Below are 15,150 nucleotides of genomic sequence, written 5' to 3' on the forward strand. Positions count from 1 at the left end.
GCTTCACACAGCGAGTGTGAAGCACCCGCGAGACGACAGTGTCATCTCGCGAGGGAGGAGGCGGAGCTTAGTGCTCCACGCCGCCTTCACCGTGAACGTGACCGTGTTCCAGTTCTTCGGAAGAAGCTTCACGCACTTCGGTGATCTGGACGTCGAAGTTCAGGGTTTCGCCAGCGAGCGGGTGGTTGCCATCGACAACAACAGTATCGCCTTCAACCTTGGTGACGGTGACCATCAGCGGGCCGCCCTGGGTCTGAGCCTGGAACTGCATGCCTGCTTCGATGTCTTCGACACCTTGGAATGCATCACGCGGCACTTCCTGGACCAGTGCTTCCTGGACTTCACCGTAACCTTCTTCCGGAGTCACAGCGACTTTCAGCTCGTCACCGGACTTCTTGCCGTCGAGTTCTTTCTCGAGGCCCGGAACGATGTTGCCGGCGCCGTGGATGTAAGCTAGCGGCTCACGGCCTTCAGAGGTGTCCAGCACTTCCCCTTCATTGTTGGTGAGGGTGTAGTGGAAAGAGACAACAGCATTCTGGGCGATTTGCATGGTTAGGGGCCTTTCGATAGGTATATGAACGTTAATAATAGCGTGCCCCTGAGGTGACTGTCAGGGGGGATGGCGGAAAAAACCCGCGTATCACGTGGCTTCCGGCCCGCTGATAACACCACCACGAGGGCGGTCCAGCGCACGATATCTTGTCTTGAAATAGTAGGTGACGCTCGCAAGCGTACTTTTCAACCCTGAACGTGGAATTTTTCTTGTGCGCGGTGCGGAGCCTCCAGTCGGCGCATGTCAGTGGAGGTGAAATGCACTGATACGGCAGGCGATGCGGTATTTCTGGGCAGGTAATCTGCCTACCGCATCAGGGTCTTGTGTCTATCCGCGTGGGAAGGTTTTGCGCGCCGGCTTGCGAGGGCATCGGGGTGTGGTTACTCTGCCTACTCGGACATCGCGGATTTCTGACGCGAGATGTCAATGACAACTCTCGCTCCGCATGTTCTGCCCCGTGGCCACTGACGGGGAATGGCAATCACATGCTCCATGCGACCCCTATTTTCAGGAGAGAATTTCGATGACCGTGACATTGATCTGGCTGGTGAGCTTCGCTGCGATCTTCATGCTGTGCTTGAACCGCTGGGACGGCTCGCTAGGTGCCACCGTCAAGCGTATTCTGCCCGAAGCCCTCAGTATCGATAACGGTGACCGTTACGTCTGGGGCGGGGCGCTGGCCGTATTGGGCGCTACCTTCATCGTCAATCCTATCTCCATGCTGATGGCGCTGATCATGCTGACGCTGATTGTCGTCATTGGTGGCAAGCTGATCTGCTGGGGCATGAGCAAGGTCAAGATGCACTGATTTTATGCTGATGCACGCTGTATAAGGTGTGCACCTGAAACGCAACAGGCCGGGCAAATGCTCGGCCTGTTGCGTTTCTGGCTTGCTGGTATCGGAGTGGCGGTTCAGTGCTGTATCTGACGCCGCGTGCCCTAGAGCCAGGTGGAAAGTGTCAGCGAGCCGAACTGATCGCTCTCACGCTGAGTTTCGAATTCATGCGTACGCCAGACATTGACGAAGGCCAGTTGCCAGCGTTGCCAGCTCAGCGCAAAGCCTAGCTGTATATCTCCCACCAGCGGGCGACGGTCTACCGACGCACTGTCCTCGAAGCTATTGCCATCCAACAACATATTGCGTGCTACGGCACGTCCTTCGAGATTGGCAAACAGGTACCAGGCGAAATCACCATCAGGCACGAAATACTGGCGGCCACTCTGGGATGGCGCCACCGTTGGAATGCCATAGCTGCGTGATAGCCCATGACCAATGCGGATACCTCCCCCCACACCGGCATAGGTGTATAGATTCCCCAGCGCAGCGGAGGCTGATGGGCCGTACTCCATTTCCAGACTCCCCATCTGGGCGGGTAGCCATAACTGTGTCTGCCAGCCGGCATTGACCACTGGTTCGTTATTCAACTGATGGTCCCACCCCTCAGGGTCATCGCTGCCAGTGATGTTATGGGCAGCTTGCTGAGTGCTTTTCGCGCCAGATGCCGGGCCAACAATGCCTAGATCAAGATTGAAGGTGTCGACACGCCGCCATCTATTTTCTCCTTTCTGCCCATTCTCTTCTGCAAATAGCGATACGCCACCGAACAGGTAGCCTGCATAAGGCCGATCATCACTATCGGGTTGCTTGCGATCGATATTGGTCGGCGTGTAAATCTGCTGACCAAATCGATAGGCAGTGGCATCCAAACGGGCTGCGCTAAAGCCTGGCACCCAATCTGCCAGTGAGCGTGACCAGTGCTGATGTGGTGTCTCGAAGGTGTAACTCAGCGCAAAGCCATTGGTGTAGTGCCCGTCATCGCCACTGGAGAGAATGTCGTTTTCCAACTTGAATGACAGCACGCCGCCGGAATGTGTCTCGGAATCCGCAGCCTCCACGACGGGTGACAACACCACTGCACCCAACATCACCAACGCCAATACCAGCTGACGGGTTGTGAAAGGCAGTTGCGAGACAGGGCTCAATGCATGGGTAGCGGATAAACCAAGAGGGAGCGAGCACGACGAAGCGCCAGCAGCGGATGAAGTAGCACTATCGTTACCCGAAGCAGGGCAGGTGACCGACGATGACGAGAGCAAAGCACAGACAGCAGTGGGACGCATGGCAACTCCTAGGGCGGAAAGTTGTACACAGAGTCTAGTAAAGCCGTAGGTGTATAACCTTGCACAAAAAAAATGCATTTGCATAGGAGGCTAATTAAAAAGTTGGGAAATTAGAGGTCTTATGTTTAATTATATAATTGCGGTTTTACCGCTAATTATTTTACTAGTTTTCTTAAATTAACATATCATAGAATTTTACGATGATGGTAATGAGTTATATTATCCATTTTTATCCGTTATAGGAAATATTATTAAAATTGAAGCTTTGACACCACTGCTTGAAAATAATATAGAGCTTATTGAAGAAGCAGCTAGAGATAATGGAAGAGAAGAAGGTGCTGTTGTTGGTATAACAAAGCAAGCTCAAGACCGTGGCTATGAAAGCCTGTCACCAGCGCAGGTACGCATGTTTGAATTATGTGTGAGGCCATTGATAGAGGGTGTTCAGTGCCCTGGTTATACCCATGAGTTGGAAGATAATCCAAGGGAGTGCCATCGCATACTCGATGATGATCGGCTTGTAGAGCTTTATACGATTGGAAATGCCTTGTGCGAAACCTGTGAAGCACAAGCATCAGTAGATAACCACTCTAAAACATCATTTTTTAAAGACTAAGTATATAAAATGATTAGCTGGAGCCCTTTCGTGACATACATGAGGGGCCCCAGCATTTTTAATCAATAAGGCGCGACGTTCAAATTAGCGCCGTAGCCGACGAGGCGGACACGTTGGCCGACGGAGAAGGCGGTATCGGCCTTTTGAACAACGATGAGACTGTCGCCTGCATCACGGCGGACTTCGATCTCGTAGGCGTCGACTTGATCCACATTGTCGGCGATCGATTTACCAGCGACGCTACCGCCGATGGCGCCGGCTGCAGCCGCGATAGTACGACCAGAGCCGCCACCTATCTGGCTACCAAGCAAGCCGCCGATCACTGCGCCACCCAAGCCACCGAGTACACCGCTGCCTTCATCGGTAGCCTGAATCTGTACCGGGCGCAGCGAAGTGATGGTGCCGTAGCTGACGGATTGGGCGCGTTTAGCCTGATCTCCGGAGTAGACATTGCCGGAATAGACATCACTATTGGCGCAGCGCCCAGCGTCAGCACGCCGATAGCGATGACGGGTAGCCAGCGCCGTGAGCTTCGAAGTGAGGGAAGCGTAAGGGTCATGGTATGTCTCCTCGCAAAAATGATGTGCTTGAGATGGTGGTGAGAGTATTGGGCTGGCACATCCATTGACAGCCAGAGTGCTCGCGCGGGACTGACGTCATTCATTGACCGTCAGACAGTGCAAGAACACTGTTTCCTAACAGTATAGACCACTCGGTCCATGACGGGTTCCCTATTGTGAAACGCTGATAGGGCGCGTTCTTGAGGTTGCTGCGTCGCGCTGCATGTACCCATGCCTTGCCTGGCAAATACTCGCTTGCCTCGTGTGCACATTCTCGCTGATATCCGGCTATTAGGCTCTTGCATGCCGCGACTGAAAATGAGCATCTCGCTGACACGAAAAAGCCCGCGTGAGCGGGCTTCTGTGGAGCATTGGCGTGCAGCGATGTTTAAAACTGATCTTCTTCAGTAGAGCCTGTCAGTGCGGTGACAGAAGAGTTGCCGCCCTGAATGACGTTGGTCATGTCATCGAAGTAGCCGGTACCGACTTCCTGCTGGTGCGCCACGAAGGTGTAGCCCTTCTCGGCGGCTGCGAATTCAGCTTCCTGCACTTTCTCGACATAGTGCTTCATGCCTTCGCCACGTGCGTAGTCATAAGCGAGATCGAACATGCCGAACCACATGTTGTGAATGCCGGCCAGCGTGATGAATTGGTACTTGTAGCCCATATCGGACAGTTCCTGTTGGAACTTGGCGATGGTGGCGTCGTCGAGGTTCTTCTTCCAGTTGAAGGAAGGAGAGCAGTTGTAGGCCAGCAGCTGGTCCGGGTATTCCTTTTTGATCGCGTCGGCGAATCGACGTGCTTCTTCAAGATCCGGCTTGGCAGTTTCACACCAGATAAGGTCAGAGTACGGGGCGTAGGCCAGTCCGCGAGAGATGGCCTGATCGAGACCGGCATTGACGCGGTAGAAGCCTTCGTTGGAGCGCTCACCGGTCAGGAAGGGCTTGTCGTAATCATCCACGTCAGAGGTGATCAGGTCGGCAGCGTTGGCGTCGGTACGCGCGATCACCAGCGTCGGCACACCGGCGACGTCAGCAGCGAGACGCGCGGCGACCAGCTTCTGCACGGCTTCCTGTGTCGGTACCAATACCTTGCCGCCCATGTGGCCACATTTCTTGACTGAGGCCAGCTGATCTTCGAAATGTACGCCGGAGGCACCAGCCCGAATCATCGCCGTCATCAGCTCGTAGCCGTTCAGCACACCACCGAAGCCTGCTTCAGCGTCAGCCACGATCGGCGCGAAGTAATCGACGAAGCCTGCATCACCCGGGTTGCCACCTTTGTGCCACTGAATCTGGTCAGCACGACGGAAGGTGTTGTTGATGCGCTTGACCACAGTAGGCACGGAATCAACCGGATACAGTGATTGATCGGGGTACATGGCTTCGCTGGTGTTGTTATCAGCGGCAACCTGCCAACCGGAAAGGTAGATAGCTTCGATACCTGCCTTGACCTGTTGCATGGCTTGGCCACCGGTCAGTGCGCCCAGGCAGTTGACGTAGCCTTTCTTGGCATCACCATTCACCAGCCTCCACAGTTTTTCGGCACCGCGAGTCGCCAGGGTATTAGCTTCAGGTACAGAACCGCGCAGCCGCACGACATCTTCGGCGGAGTAAGGGCGAGTAACGTCCTTCCAACGCGGATTCTCGGCCCAGTCCTTTTCGATTGCGGCAATCTGATCGGCACGTGATTGACTCATGATGGCATCTCCTGATGGCTTCGTCGTAGGGCCGTGGCCCCTGGCTTGTCGTGTCTGTTTGTTGTTTCGTGTCTGTGTCTTTTGCAATCTGTGTCTTGTGAAAGGTGTCGCGGTGCTTTGCTGACAAGGGCAGCCGATAGCTGCGGGTCACGATTGATTGTTCTTGTAGTGTCTTTGCTAACTTCTATCGATACTGAGTACTTCTGAGTTATTTTATTTCTAAGTTATTGTTATAAATTGAGCTTTCTCTCCCTTACTCAACGTCAGGCATAACGGCACATGACGTCGTGCATCTCTTTTCTCTCTCCAGACTCTGGAGTCAGTTGAAAGCGTTCTTCGAGTACGCCAAGGCAGTCTGCTTCGGCCGCTGTAGCTGGTATTAGTGTGATGCTATCGAGCCACGGCAGCAGGAAGTAGAGGCTTGCTTCCAGTGTGGATACCTCACAATCACTCAAGGTGAGTGCTACTCGGGGAGGGTGGCCATCCGGTGCCCGAAGGCGCCCAATCAGCTCTCCCCAGCACAGAGCTTCCCGCACGCTGCTGATCTGCTCGATAGCGAGTTCTGCATGACGTTCACCGCGATGCCGCGCGGTGGCCAGTGTCCAAAAGGCCAGCGGGAGAGGGCGTTTGCCGATGCTCATCCCTGCGACGTCATGTGACAGCCCATTGAGTGTCAGTGCTGTGTGCTGTTCTGCATTCTTCTCGATGTCTGTTGAACGTTGCGTTGTTGAAGGCTGTGCTGCCGAGCGGCGTGCCATATGCCAACCCTGCATACGTTGGGTGATCTGCCAGTCAGTGCCAGGTAACTGCCAGCGCTTGTCGCGACTCAGGTGGCAGATTGTCTTTGCCTGCGCTGCCATCGGCTCCGGCGACTGCGGGGGTAGTAAATCCAGCATCGGCCGCACCAGTTTCATGACACGAGCGCGTATTTCAGGGCACTGCCACTGCTCGGCCAGTGCCGCATCTATCGGCTGCCCAACCATGCTAACGAGCGATGTGACCTGCATTCGTGAGTCTGTGTTGGACATGGGAGTCTCCTGAACGGCGCGGCGCCAAACGAGGCGATACTTTATGCGGCAGTGCAGCGTAATATTCTTGGCCTCTAGCATCCGCCTGAAATCATCCGTTGTCTTTCATTCCTTGGTCGTATTAAAACGTTTGTTTTATTTTGGTTTCAACGCTGCTGAAAAACGTGCAGTGAAACGGTTGTTTTAATTCGCTTCAATATCGCCATGATGCCAGTGTTCATGGGCAGTATGGAATGATGACTTGGTCATGAACTGCGTTGTAGTTCGACTACAAGATTATTGAAGGCACAAAAAAACCGACCCCCAAGGGGGTCGGTTTTTTTGCTAATCAGCGCTAAAATTCAGTTCAGAATCAAGCGCATGCTGCGGTGCGGTATGCCGGCATCGATAAACTCGTCACCGAAGGCCGTGAAGCCCAGGCGTTGATAAAAATCCAGTGCGTGGGTCTGGGCATCGAGCACAACCTCGGCATGGCCAAGCTGACACGCTGTATGGATACAGGCTTCCATCAGCCGCTGGCCAAGGCCTAAGCCACGGGCTTCAGAGAGCACGGCAACACGGCCAACATGGCCATCCGGTAGCAGGCGTGCAGTGCCGACTGCACGGCCTTCGAGACGCACGAGGAAGTGTTCGCAATCATCGTCGCGGCCGTCCCACTCCTCACTCTGCGGGACATGCTGCTCTTCGATGAAGACGATGCGACGAATCTCGCTGGCGTCACTGGACAGGGTCTGCCAGTCGCCGCGCTCCAGACTGATCATTGCATCACTCATGGCACTCAGTCCTCTTCGTCCTGCAGGTCACATTCCAGTATCAGGCTGCCACGATTGATCAATGCCGTCAGCAGGCTGACCACGGCGGCTCGATCAAGGTCGGCAGTGGTGTAGTCAAGCAACACCGCTGTGAGCTTCTCACCGGAGGAAAGTGTCTCGGCAAGCGCCTGAGTGGCTGGAATACCGTCGCCATCAACGAATAATGTGCTGCTGCCGTCGTCTGCATGGCGGAAGGCGAAGCGTGAACCCAGGGTACGCACTAGCACACCCTCGTCTTCCAGATATTCCACTAGCTCTTTCGGCTTGAGCGCTGGTTCACGCGTGGCGAGCTGCTCAAGGTACTTGGGCTGGGTCATGTAGCGCCCGAACCACTGGGCCAGCTGGGCAGGGTTGTCGAGAGTGTTGAGCAGCAGCTCACGCACACGCTCCAGTGCTGCATCGTCCAGCTCGCCAGCATCGGCGACCGGCGCCATGCCAGCATCGCGATAGCGCAGCGATTCCGGCAGGCTGGCACCTAGATAGTCAGCGTAGGAGGTGATGACTTCATCGGCAGAAGGCGCGCGGAAGCCGACGGAGATGGTCATGCAATCATCGGACTGGCTGACACCGTGGTGTGCCAGGCGCGGCGGGACATAGAGCATGTCGCCCGGCTCCAGCACCCAATCATCGCCCGGCGTGACCTCGAAGTGCCTGAGGATGCGCAGGTCGATACCGTCGATGATCTCGGCATCTTCTCCCAGCATGCCGCCCAGCTGCCAGTGACGCTGACCTTGGGCTTGCAGCAGGAAGACATCGTAGTTGTCGAGGTGCGGGCCGACGCTGCCACCGGTCGGCGCGTAGCTGATCATGATGTCATCGAGACGCCAGCGCGGCAGGAAGGTGAACGGCTCGAACAATGCCGCAACGTCCGGCACATAGTGGTCCACGGCTTGTACCAGCAGGCTCCACTGGCTGTCGGCCTTGGCATCGAGACGCGTAAAGGTGGCGTCATCGAAGGGGCCGTGGCTGACCTGCCATGCCTTGTCAGGGCCATTCTCTTCGACGAGACGTGCCTCGATACCGTCTTCGCAGGCCAGGCCGGCCAGTTCGTCGGCTTCCAGCGGCATCTCAAAGTCTGCAAAGGCGCCGCGGATCAGCAGCGGCTTCTGCTGCCAGTAGTCGCGCAGGAATTCACGGATGCTCAGGCCGCCCAACAGCGCCAGTGGCGTGTCGGTGTTGCGGGGGGCGGGGGATGTGCTCATGCAGAACCTCTCGAACGCGAGCAGCGGCCAGTCAGGCGACCACTTGTCTCACGATAACGTCGGTGAAGCCGCCACTCGAAGGCAGACGGCGATGCGATTCAGACGTGTACACGGCGTGATGTGCACATTCTTGATCTCACCACTGCCCATGCGGGCACGGCAGCGGTAGTGAATTCGGTGTTGGAGCTATGGCGAAAAGCATAATGCACGACGCCGGAGCACAGGCCCCGGCGTCGTCTGGCATGCTGCGATCAGGCTGGCTTACAGCGCCTTGGCCTGGGCGATGGCATTACCGATGTAGCTTGCTGGGCTGAGGGCTTTCAGCTCAGCCTTGACGTCTTCCGGCAGCTCCAGCGTTTCGATGAAGGCGGCGAAACCGGCTTGATCGATGCGCTTTCCACGGGTCAGTTCCTTGAGCTTCTCGTAGGGCTTCTCGATGCCGTAGCGACGCATGACAGTCTGGATCGGCTCAGCCAGCACTTCCCAGCTGTTGTCGAGATCAGCGTTCAGACGCTCCGGATTGGCTTCCAGCTTGCTGATGCCTTTGAGGGCAGACTGATAGGCGATCAAGCCTTGCGCCAGGCCCGTACCGAGATTGCGCAGTACGGTGGAGTCGGTCAGGTCACGCTGCCAGCGGGAGATTGGCAGTTTCTGCGCCAGATGGCCCAGTACGGCGTTGGCGATACCGAGATTGCCTTCGGAGTTCTCGAAGTCGATCGGGTTGACCTTGTGCGGCATGGTGGAAGAGCCGATTTCGCCCGCCACGGTGCGCTGCTTGAAGTAACCCAGTGAGATGTAGCCCCACACATCGCGATTGAAATCGATCAGGATGGTATTGAAGCGGCATACGGCATCGAACAGCTCGGCGATGTAGTCGTGCGGCTCAATCTGGGTGGTGTACGGGTTGAAGGTCAGCCCGAGGCTCTCGACGAAGGTTTCAGCATTGGCCGCCCAGTCGATGGCCGGATAGGTGGTGAGGTGGGCGTTGTAGTTACCCACGGCACCATTGATCTTGCCGAGCATCTCGACGCGTTCGATCTGGACCAGCTGACGACGCAGACGTGCTGCGACATTGGCCATTTCCTTGCCGAGAGTGGTCGGGCTGGCAGTCTGGCCGTGCGTGCGTGACAGCATCGGTTGTTCGGCGTGCTGGTGGGCCAGCTTGACGATGGCCTCGGTGACTTCATGCATCTGCGGCAGCAGCACGTTGTCCAGACCGCCGCGCAGCATCAGCGCGTGAGACAGGTTGTTGATGTCCTCGCTGGTGCAGGCGAAGTGAATGAATTCGGTGACGGCATTCAGCTCAGCATTGTCAGCCACTTTTTCCTTCAGGAAGTACTCGACCGCTTTCACGTCGTGATTGGTAGTGCGCTCGATGTCTTTGATGCGCTGGGCATCCTCGACACTGAAATCACTGACGATGGCGTCCAGCACCGCGTTGGCTTGTGCGGAGAAGGCCGGCACTTCAGCGATCTCGGCGTGGGTGGCCAGGCGTTGCAGCCAGCGCACCTCGACGATGACACGAGCACGGATCAGGCCGAATTCACTGAAGTGCTCGCGCAGGGCCTCGGTCTTGGCGCCGTAGCGGCCATCGACAGGAGACAGGGCGGTGAGGGCGGACAGCTGCATGATGAAGATCTTCCGATGATGGCAGGGCGATGACGCTGCCAGTTCAAGTGTCTCGGTGCCCGGCAAGTGGCACCAGCGTTGTTGAAGCGAATTCGGGGCAGTACCGGAGGCTGCGTGAGGGCAAGCGTGGCTGCGACCGCGCAGCCTCCGGCTCAATCGAGCTGAAGCAGAGACTTCTTCAGGGCGCTGCGTTGGAAGACCAGCTTCCAGCGGCGTCCGCCCTGTTGCTCCCACAGTAGGGCAAAGCGCACGCCAGCCAGCAGCGCACAGCGGATGCGCTCCGGCATCATGCGCTGTTGCAGCAGACCCGGGTCACCCTGCACCACGATCCGATAGCGGAAGGTGGAAAGCGTCTGCTGATAAAGCTCACCCAGGCTTGCGACCACATTCTCGTGCGTCGGACCGAAGTGCTCAGCCTGGCCCTGGATGCGCGTCAGGCCAGTGCCCAGCGCGTCGAGCATGTCCGGGTTCTTCTTGAGCTTGCTCATCAGCATCACTAGCGAGAAGCCGTAGCGCATTACCACCGGTGAGACCTGACGGCGGTCCATCACGGCGCTGACGGTGTCGATGCCAAGACGCAGATGGTTATGGTGGCCGCCATAAATGGCCTCGAAGCTGGGCGGATTGGTGTCTAGCGTCGCCTTGATGAGCGTTTCCCAGGCGCGCTCGTCGCACTGGCCATTACGCGCCAGTTCATCGACCAGTGCAGCAGCCTGAAAGACACCGGCCAGCGAAAGTGCCTGGCGGGTGGTGGTATCACTGACGGGACGGATCGGCACGCTGGTCATTGCGCGGCGGACTCCTGGGGGCCGGAGGTCGGGGCAGAGGCTTCTGCCACGAGTTTCCAGGCAGCATCGATCACGCCGCCGCCCAGACAGATGTCACCGAGATAGAACACGGCAGACTGGCCGGGTGTCACGGCGCGTTGTGGCTCGTCAAAGCGCACTTCGACATGCTGACCGTCGTTGATGATCAGCGTCGCGCCTTGATCTTCCTGGCGATAACGATTCTTGCAGCGGATGCGCAGTTCGCCATTGGCGTCGGCCTGCGGCGGTTCCCCCGCCACCCAGTCGACGGCTTCGGTACTCAGCGCCTGGGTATAGAGCAAGTCATGATGCTTGCCTTGTACGGCGATCAGCACATTGCGCTCAAGGTCCTTGGCGCACACGAACCACGGCGCATCGGGATAGCGCTTGAGACCGCCGATGCCCAAACCCTGGCGCTGACCGAGGGTGTAGTACATCAGGCCCATGTGCTCGCCGATCACGTCACCGTCAGGCGTTTCGATCTTGCCGGGCTGGGCGGGCAGGTACTGCTTCAGGAAATCGGCAAAGCGACGCTCGCCGATGAAGCAGATGCCGGTGGAATCCTTCTTGCGCGCGGTGATCAGCGCGTGCTTCTCGGCGATGGTGCGCACTTCGTGTTTCTCCAGCTCGCCGACCGGGAACAGCGTGCGTTCGATGGCCGCTTGTGGCACGGCGTGCAGGAAGTAGCTTTGATCCTTGTTGGCATCCAGCCCCTTGAGCAGGCGCGGACGGCCGTCGCGCTCGCCACCACGCACGTAGTGGCCCGTCGCGATCAGCTTGGCACCCAGCATCTCTGCGTATTCAAGGAAGACCTTGAACTTGATTTCGCGGTTGCAAAGGATGTCAGGGTTCGGCGTGCGGCCCGCCTTGTATTCGGCCAGGAAGTGCTCGAAGACGTTGTCCCAGTATTCCGAGGCAAAGTTGGCGGTATGCAGCTTGATGCCCAGCTTGTCGCAGACAGCTTGAGCATCGGCCAGGTCTTCGATGGCGGTGCAGTATTCGCTACCGTCGTCTTCGTCCCAGTTCTTCATGAACAGGCCTTCGACGTGGTAGCCCTGCTCCATCAACAACAGGGCAGAGACGGAGGAGTCGACACCGCCGGACATGCCGACGATGACCTTGGTTCCGGTACCGGTTTCAGCGGTCATCAGTTCTCTCGTCACCCGCGCGGCCGCGGGTTGTCACAAACAGGTGAGGCGGCGGACCTTGCGTGAGGCAGGCGTCGCGTAATTGGGCGGGATTATACCTGAAGGCGGGGGTGGGATTCACCCCGCAGACCGTGTCCCTTGCTGCGCAATGGCCAAGCACTGGCGCATTGATGTGCGGTCAGTCGTGTCTGGCGCTCGGCCTTGCGCGCTTTTGGGGAGGGTGGTCAGTCGTGGATGACATCCAACGGAAAGCGTTTGCCGCGCTGACTGTCGCGAATACGACGTGTCACCAGCGGGCTGCGCAAGCGGCCCATCGCTTCCAGCTGCTCTATCTCCTCAAGCGTCAGCCAGTGCGTCCTGGTGATGTCAGGGTCCAGTGGCGTGCACAGAAACTCGAGCGCGGCGGCCTCAAAGCTGTGGGAGTGATAGTGCGTGCCATCATCCGCGACATGCACGTAGAGGCCGAGGTAGCCGGTCAGCAATACACGCCAGGCCGTTTCCTCGCGAACCTCACGCTGCACGGCGTCGATGATGCGCTCGTTTGGCTCGATATGGCCGGCAGGCTGATTGAATAGGGTGTAGGGGCCGCCCTTGTCTTCTTCAACGATCAGGTAGCTTCCCGCACGTTCCACGACACAAGCGACGGTGGCATTCGGTGTCCAACGAGTGGTCATCAGGACTTCCTTCCCTTGGGCGGAGTGGTTGAGCGGCGGCCATTGGCGTGCGGCTTTCCAGCAGTACGTTTGGCGGAACCCGTCTTTCCAGAGCTCACTTTGCCAGCACCGGCCTTGTGGCAAGCAGGTGGGCGTTCGTTACGTGAACGTTCGTCACGTGATGCCGCGGGCAGCTCGACTTCCTCACTACGCCATTCGCCCGGCGCCAGGCCATCGAGCTTCCATGGCCCGATAGCGGCGCGAATAAGTCGCAGCGTGGGCAAACCGACGTGGGCAGTCATCCTGCGCACCTGACGATTGCGCCCTTCGCTGATCACGATCTCCAGCCAGTGGGTCGGAATGCTCGCGCGAAAGCGCACAGGGGGTTGCCTGTCTGGCAACGTGGGCGGGTCAATATGCTTCACCTTGGCAGGGCGAGTCATGCCATCCTTGAGCTCTACACCGGCGCTTAGTTGGGCAATCGCCTGCTCATCAGGGGCACCCTCTACCTGTACCCAGTAGGTCTTGGGTTGCTTCTTTTTCGGATGGGCAATCTGGTGGGAGAGCGCGCCATCACTGGTCAATAGCAGCAATCCCTCCGAATCATAGTCGAGGCGTCCGGCAGCATAGATGTCCGGTACGTCGATGAAGTCGGCGAGCGTCTGGCGCTGCTTGTCGCGGTCAGTAAACTGCGTTAGAACGCGGTAGGGCTTGTGTAGCAGATATATGAGAGACATGGTTTAGACTTTTGTCGCGGCTGCCGTATAAGCCTACTGTGAGAAGCGGCACGGGTGCTATACTCGCGCCTCCACTGAATCCATGACAGGGGAGTTATCAATGGGGTTCCAGAAGATTGTCGTTCCGGAAGGCGGCCAGAAGATTACCGTCAATTCCGACAATACCCTCAACGTTCCGAGTAATCCGGTCATCCCGTTCATCGAAGGCGATGGTATCGGTGTGGACGTGACTCCGGCAATGAAGATTGCCATCGACTCCGCCGTTGACAAGGCTTATGGCGGTGAGCGCAAGATTCACTGGATGGAAGTCTACGCCGGTGAAAAAGCGACTCACGTTTATGATGCGGATACCTGGCTGCCGGAAGAGACTCTCGAGGCTGTCAAGGATTATGTCGTTTCCATCAAGGGTCCTCTGACGACACCAGTGGGCGGCGGTATTCGCTCTCTGAACGTCGCACTGCGTCAGAAACTTGATCTGTACACCTGCCTGCGCCCAGTGCGCTGGTTCACAGGTGTGCCGAGCCCGGTGAAGAAGCCGGCTGATGTCGACATGGTCATCTTCCGCGAAAACTCCGAAGACATCTATGCCGGTATTGAGTGGAAGGCAGGGTCTGCGGAGGCCGATAAGGTCATCAAGTTCCTGCGTGAAGAGATGGGTGTCACCAACATCCGCTTCCCGGAGAACTGCGGTATCGGTGTCAAGCCGGTGTCTCAGGAAGGTACCAAGCGTCTGGTTCGCCAGGCTGTCCAGTACACCATCGACAACGACCGCGCGTCGCTGACCCTGGTGCACAAGGGCAACATCATGAAGTTCACCGAAGGTGCCTTCAAGGACTGGGGCTACGAAGTCGTCAAGGAAGAATTTGGCGGCGAGCTGCTCGACGGCGGCCCGTGGATGAGCTTCAAGAACCCGAATACCGGCAAGGACATCGTGGTTAAAGACGTCATCGCTGATGCCATGCTGCAGCAGATTCTGCTGCGTCCGGCAGAATACGATGTCATCGCCACCCTGAACCTGAACGGTGATTACCTCTCCGACGCTCTGGCGGCGGAAGTGGGTGGTATCGGTATCGCGCCGGGTGCAAACCTGTCCGATAACGTGGCCATGTTCGAGGCAACTCACGGTACTGCACCGAAGTATGCCGGTCAGGACAAGGTCAACCCGGGCTCGCTCATCCTCTCTGCCGAGATGATGCTGCGTCACATGGGTTGGGTTGAAGCGGCTGATCTCGTGCTGAAAGGCGTCGAGAAGGCTATCGCCAAGGGCGAAGTCACCTATGACTTCCATCGCCTGATGGACGATGCCAAGCTGCTGAAGTGCTCCGAGTTCGGTCAGGCTGTTGCTGACAACATGGATGCCTGAAACTCTGCGTTAGTCTGAAATGCTGAATTTTCAGCATCAGGCGTATGCAAAAGTTTCAGCAGAAGGCCCCCGGACATGTCCGGGGGCCTTCTTGCGTCTGGGGCAGCTTTCTCGATATCAATGCCTGCGACAAACAGTCAGATGCTTGGTCAGATGCACATCAATCGGCTTATATGAGGCGGTATCCGTGAGCAACGCTTGCAACATGCCCGAGATGCCCTCA

Annotated in this window: 14 protein-coding genes and 1 pseudogene; 3 read left to right on the forward strand and 12 right to left on the reverse strand. The window is 57.4% G+C overall.

Annotated features, from left to right (window positions below):
* Positions 1 to 67 precede the first annotated feature (67 nt).
* Entirely contained in the window at positions 68 to 550 is a 483-nt protein-coding gene (locus tag BF12_RS0104300; RefSeq protein ID WP_024951200.1) for an FKBP-type peptidyl-prolyl cis-trans isomerase, read from the reverse strand.
* 526 nt (positions 551 to 1,076) lie between these two features.
* On the opposite strand from BF12_RS0104300, the gene BF12_RS0104305 reads away from it, so the two are divergent.
* Complete coding sequence (locus BF12_RS0104305) at positions 1,077 to 1,361, forward strand: hypothetical protein (RefSeq protein ID WP_024951201.1); 285 nt, start codon at positions 1,077 to 1,079, stop codon at positions 1,359 to 1,361.
* Positions 1,362 to 1,492: 131 nt separating this feature from the next.
* Here BF12_RS0104305 and BF12_RS0104310 read toward each other — a convergent pair whose 3' ends face one another.
* On the reverse strand, positions 1,493 to 2,674 hold the full coding sequence (locus BF12_RS0104310) for a lipid A deacylase LpxR family protein (RefSeq protein ID WP_211242395.1): 1,182 nt from the start codon (positions 2,672 to 2,674) through the stop codon (positions 1,493 to 1,495).
* Between the two features lie 265 nt (positions 2,675 to 2,939).
* Between BF12_RS0104310 and BF12_RS21940 the strand changes: the two genes are divergently transcribed.
* Entirely contained in the window at positions 2,940 to 3,290 is a 351-nt protein-coding gene (locus tag BF12_RS21940) for a hypothetical protein (protein WP_156941130.1), read from the forward strand.
* 62 nt (positions 3,291 to 3,352) lie between these two features.
* Here BF12_RS21940 and BF12_RS21550 read toward each other — a convergent pair.
* The 10 genes and pseudogenes from BF12_RS21550 to BF12_RS18650 form a co-directional block, all read right to left on the reverse strand.
* Positions 3,353 to 3,849: pseudogene (locus tag BF12_RS21550) on the reverse strand (outer membrane lipoprotein).
* Between the two features lie 389 nt (positions 3,850 to 4,238).
* Positions 4,239 to 5,549 (reverse strand): isocitrate lyase, encoded by a 1,311-nt coding sequence (gene aceA, locus BF12_RS0104320; RefSeq protein ID WP_024951204.1) that lies wholly within the window; start codon positions 5,547 to 5,549, stop codon positions 4,239 to 4,241.
* 263 nt (positions 5,550 to 5,812) lie between these two features.
* On the reverse strand, positions 5,813 to 6,577 hold the full coding sequence (locus BF12_RS0104325) for a hypothetical protein (RefSeq protein ID WP_024951205.1): 765 nt from the start codon (positions 6,575 to 6,577) through the stop codon (positions 5,813 to 5,815).
* A gap of 341 nt (positions 6,578 to 6,918) precedes the next feature.
* Positions 6,919 to 7,350 carry a GNAT family N-acetyltransferase gene (locus BF12_RS0104330; protein WP_024951206.1) on the reverse strand — a complete coding sequence of 144 codons (432 nt, stop codon included), beginning with the start codon at positions 7,348 to 7,350 and terminating at the stop codon, positions 6,919 to 6,921.
* Between the two features lie 5 nt (positions 7,351 to 7,355).
* Positions 7,356 to 8,591 carry a cupin domain-containing protein gene (locus BF12_RS0104335; protein ID WP_024951207.1) on the reverse strand — a complete coding sequence of 412 codons (1,236 nt, stop codon included), beginning with the start codon at positions 8,589 to 8,591 and terminating at the stop codon, positions 7,356 to 7,358.
* Between the two features lie 261 nt (positions 8,592 to 8,852).
* Positions 8,853 to 10,220, reverse strand: coding sequence for an adenylosuccinate lyase (gene purB / locus BF12_RS0104340; RefSeq protein WP_024951208.1), 1,368 nt, complete (start codon positions 10,218 to 10,220; stop codon positions 8,853 to 8,855).
* A 152-nt stretch (positions 10,221 to 10,372) separates the two neighbouring features.
* Complete coding sequence (gene hflD / locus BF12_RS0104345) at positions 10,373 to 11,008, reverse strand: high frequency lysogenization protein HflD (protein ID WP_024951209.1); 636 nt, start codon at positions 11,006 to 11,008, stop codon at positions 10,373 to 10,375.
* The gene (gene mnmA / locus BF12_RS0104350) at positions 11,005 to 12,174 is read right to left on the reverse strand and encodes a tRNA 2-thiouridine(34) synthase MnmA (protein WP_024951210.1); all 1,170 of its coding nucleotides are present in this window, start codon (positions 12,172 to 12,174) and stop codon (positions 11,005 to 11,007) included. Before mnmA ends, hflD begins: the two co-directional genes overlap by 4 nt.
* A gap of 224 nt (positions 12,175 to 12,398) precedes the next feature.
* On the reverse strand, positions 12,399 to 12,848 hold the full coding sequence (locus BF12_RS0104355) for an NUDIX domain-containing protein (protein WP_024951211.1): 450 nt from the start codon (positions 12,846 to 12,848) through the stop codon (positions 12,399 to 12,401).
* Complete coding sequence (locus BF12_RS18650; RefSeq protein ID WP_024951212.1) at positions 12,848 to 13,564, reverse strand: pseudouridine synthase; 717 nt, start codon at positions 13,562 to 13,564, stop codon at positions 12,848 to 12,850. Before BF12_RS18650 ends, BF12_RS0104355 begins: the two co-directional genes overlap by 1 nt.
* 100 nt (positions 13,565 to 13,664) lie before the next feature.
* On the opposite strand from BF12_RS18650, the gene icd reads away from it, so the two are divergent.
* On the forward strand, positions 13,665 to 14,927 hold the full coding sequence (gene icd / locus BF12_RS0104365) for an NADP-dependent isocitrate dehydrogenase (protein ID WP_024951213.1): 1,263 nt from the start codon (positions 13,665 to 13,667) through the stop codon (positions 14,925 to 14,927).
* Positions 14,928 to 15,150 lie beyond the last annotated feature (223 nt).

It is taken from the genome of Cobetia crustatorum, from assembly GCF_000591415.1.
In the GTDB taxonomy this organism is placed as follows: domain Bacteria; phylum Pseudomonadota; class Gammaproteobacteria; order Pseudomonadales; family Halomonadaceae; genus Cobetia; species Cobetia crustatorum.

Bases quoted from the DNA above. Each gene is read 5' to 3' on its own strand.
- mnmA (WP_024951210.1), bottom strand. From the start codon at position 12,174: ATGACCGCTGAAACCGGTACCGGAACCAAGGTCATCGTCGGCATGTCC.
- BF12_RS0104330 (WP_024951206.1), bottom strand. From the start codon at position 7,350: ATGAGTGATGCAATGATCAGTCTGGAGCGCGGCGACTGGCAGACCCTG.
- BF12_RS18650 (WP_024951212.1), bottom strand. From the start codon at position 13,564: ATGTCTCTCATATATCTGCTACACAAGCCCTACCGCGTTCTAACGCAG.
- icd (WP_024951213.1), top strand. From the start codon at position 13,665: ATGGGGTTCCAGAAGATTGTCGTTCCGGAAGGCGGCCAGAAGATTACC.
- purB (WP_024951208.1), bottom strand. From the start codon at position 10,220: ATGCAGCTGTCCGCCCTCACCGCCCTGTCTCCTGTCGATGGCCGCTAC.
- BF12_RS0104325 (WP_024951205.1), bottom strand. From the start codon at position 6,577: ATGTCCAACACAGACTCACGAATGCAGGTCACATCGCTCGTTAGCATG.
- BF12_RS0104300 (WP_024951200.1), bottom strand. From the start codon at position 550: ATGCAAATCGCCCAGAATGCTGTTGTCTCTTTCCACTACACCCTCACC.
- BF12_RS0104305 (WP_024951201.1), top strand. From the start codon at position 1,077: ATGACCGTGACATTGATCTGGCTGGTGAGCTTCGCTGCGATCTTCATG.
- BF12_RS0104355 (WP_024951211.1), bottom strand. From the start codon at position 12,848: ATGACCACTCGTTGGACACCGAATGCCACCGTCGCTTGTGTCGTGGAA.
- aceA (WP_024951204.1), bottom strand. From the start codon at position 5,549: ATGAGTCAATCACGTGCCGATCAGATTGCCGCAATCGAAAAGGACTGG.
- BF12_RS0104310 (WP_211242395.1), bottom strand. From the start codon at position 2,674: ATGCGTCCCACTGCTGTCTGTGCTTTGCTCTCGTCATCGTCGGTCACC.
- BF12_RS0104335 (WP_024951207.1), bottom strand. From the start codon at position 8,591: ATGAGCACATCCCCCGCCCCCCGCAACACCGACACGCCACTGGCGCTG.
- hflD (WP_024951209.1), bottom strand. From the start codon at position 11,008: ATGACCAGCGTGCCGATCCGTCCCGTCAGTGATACCACCACCCGCCAG.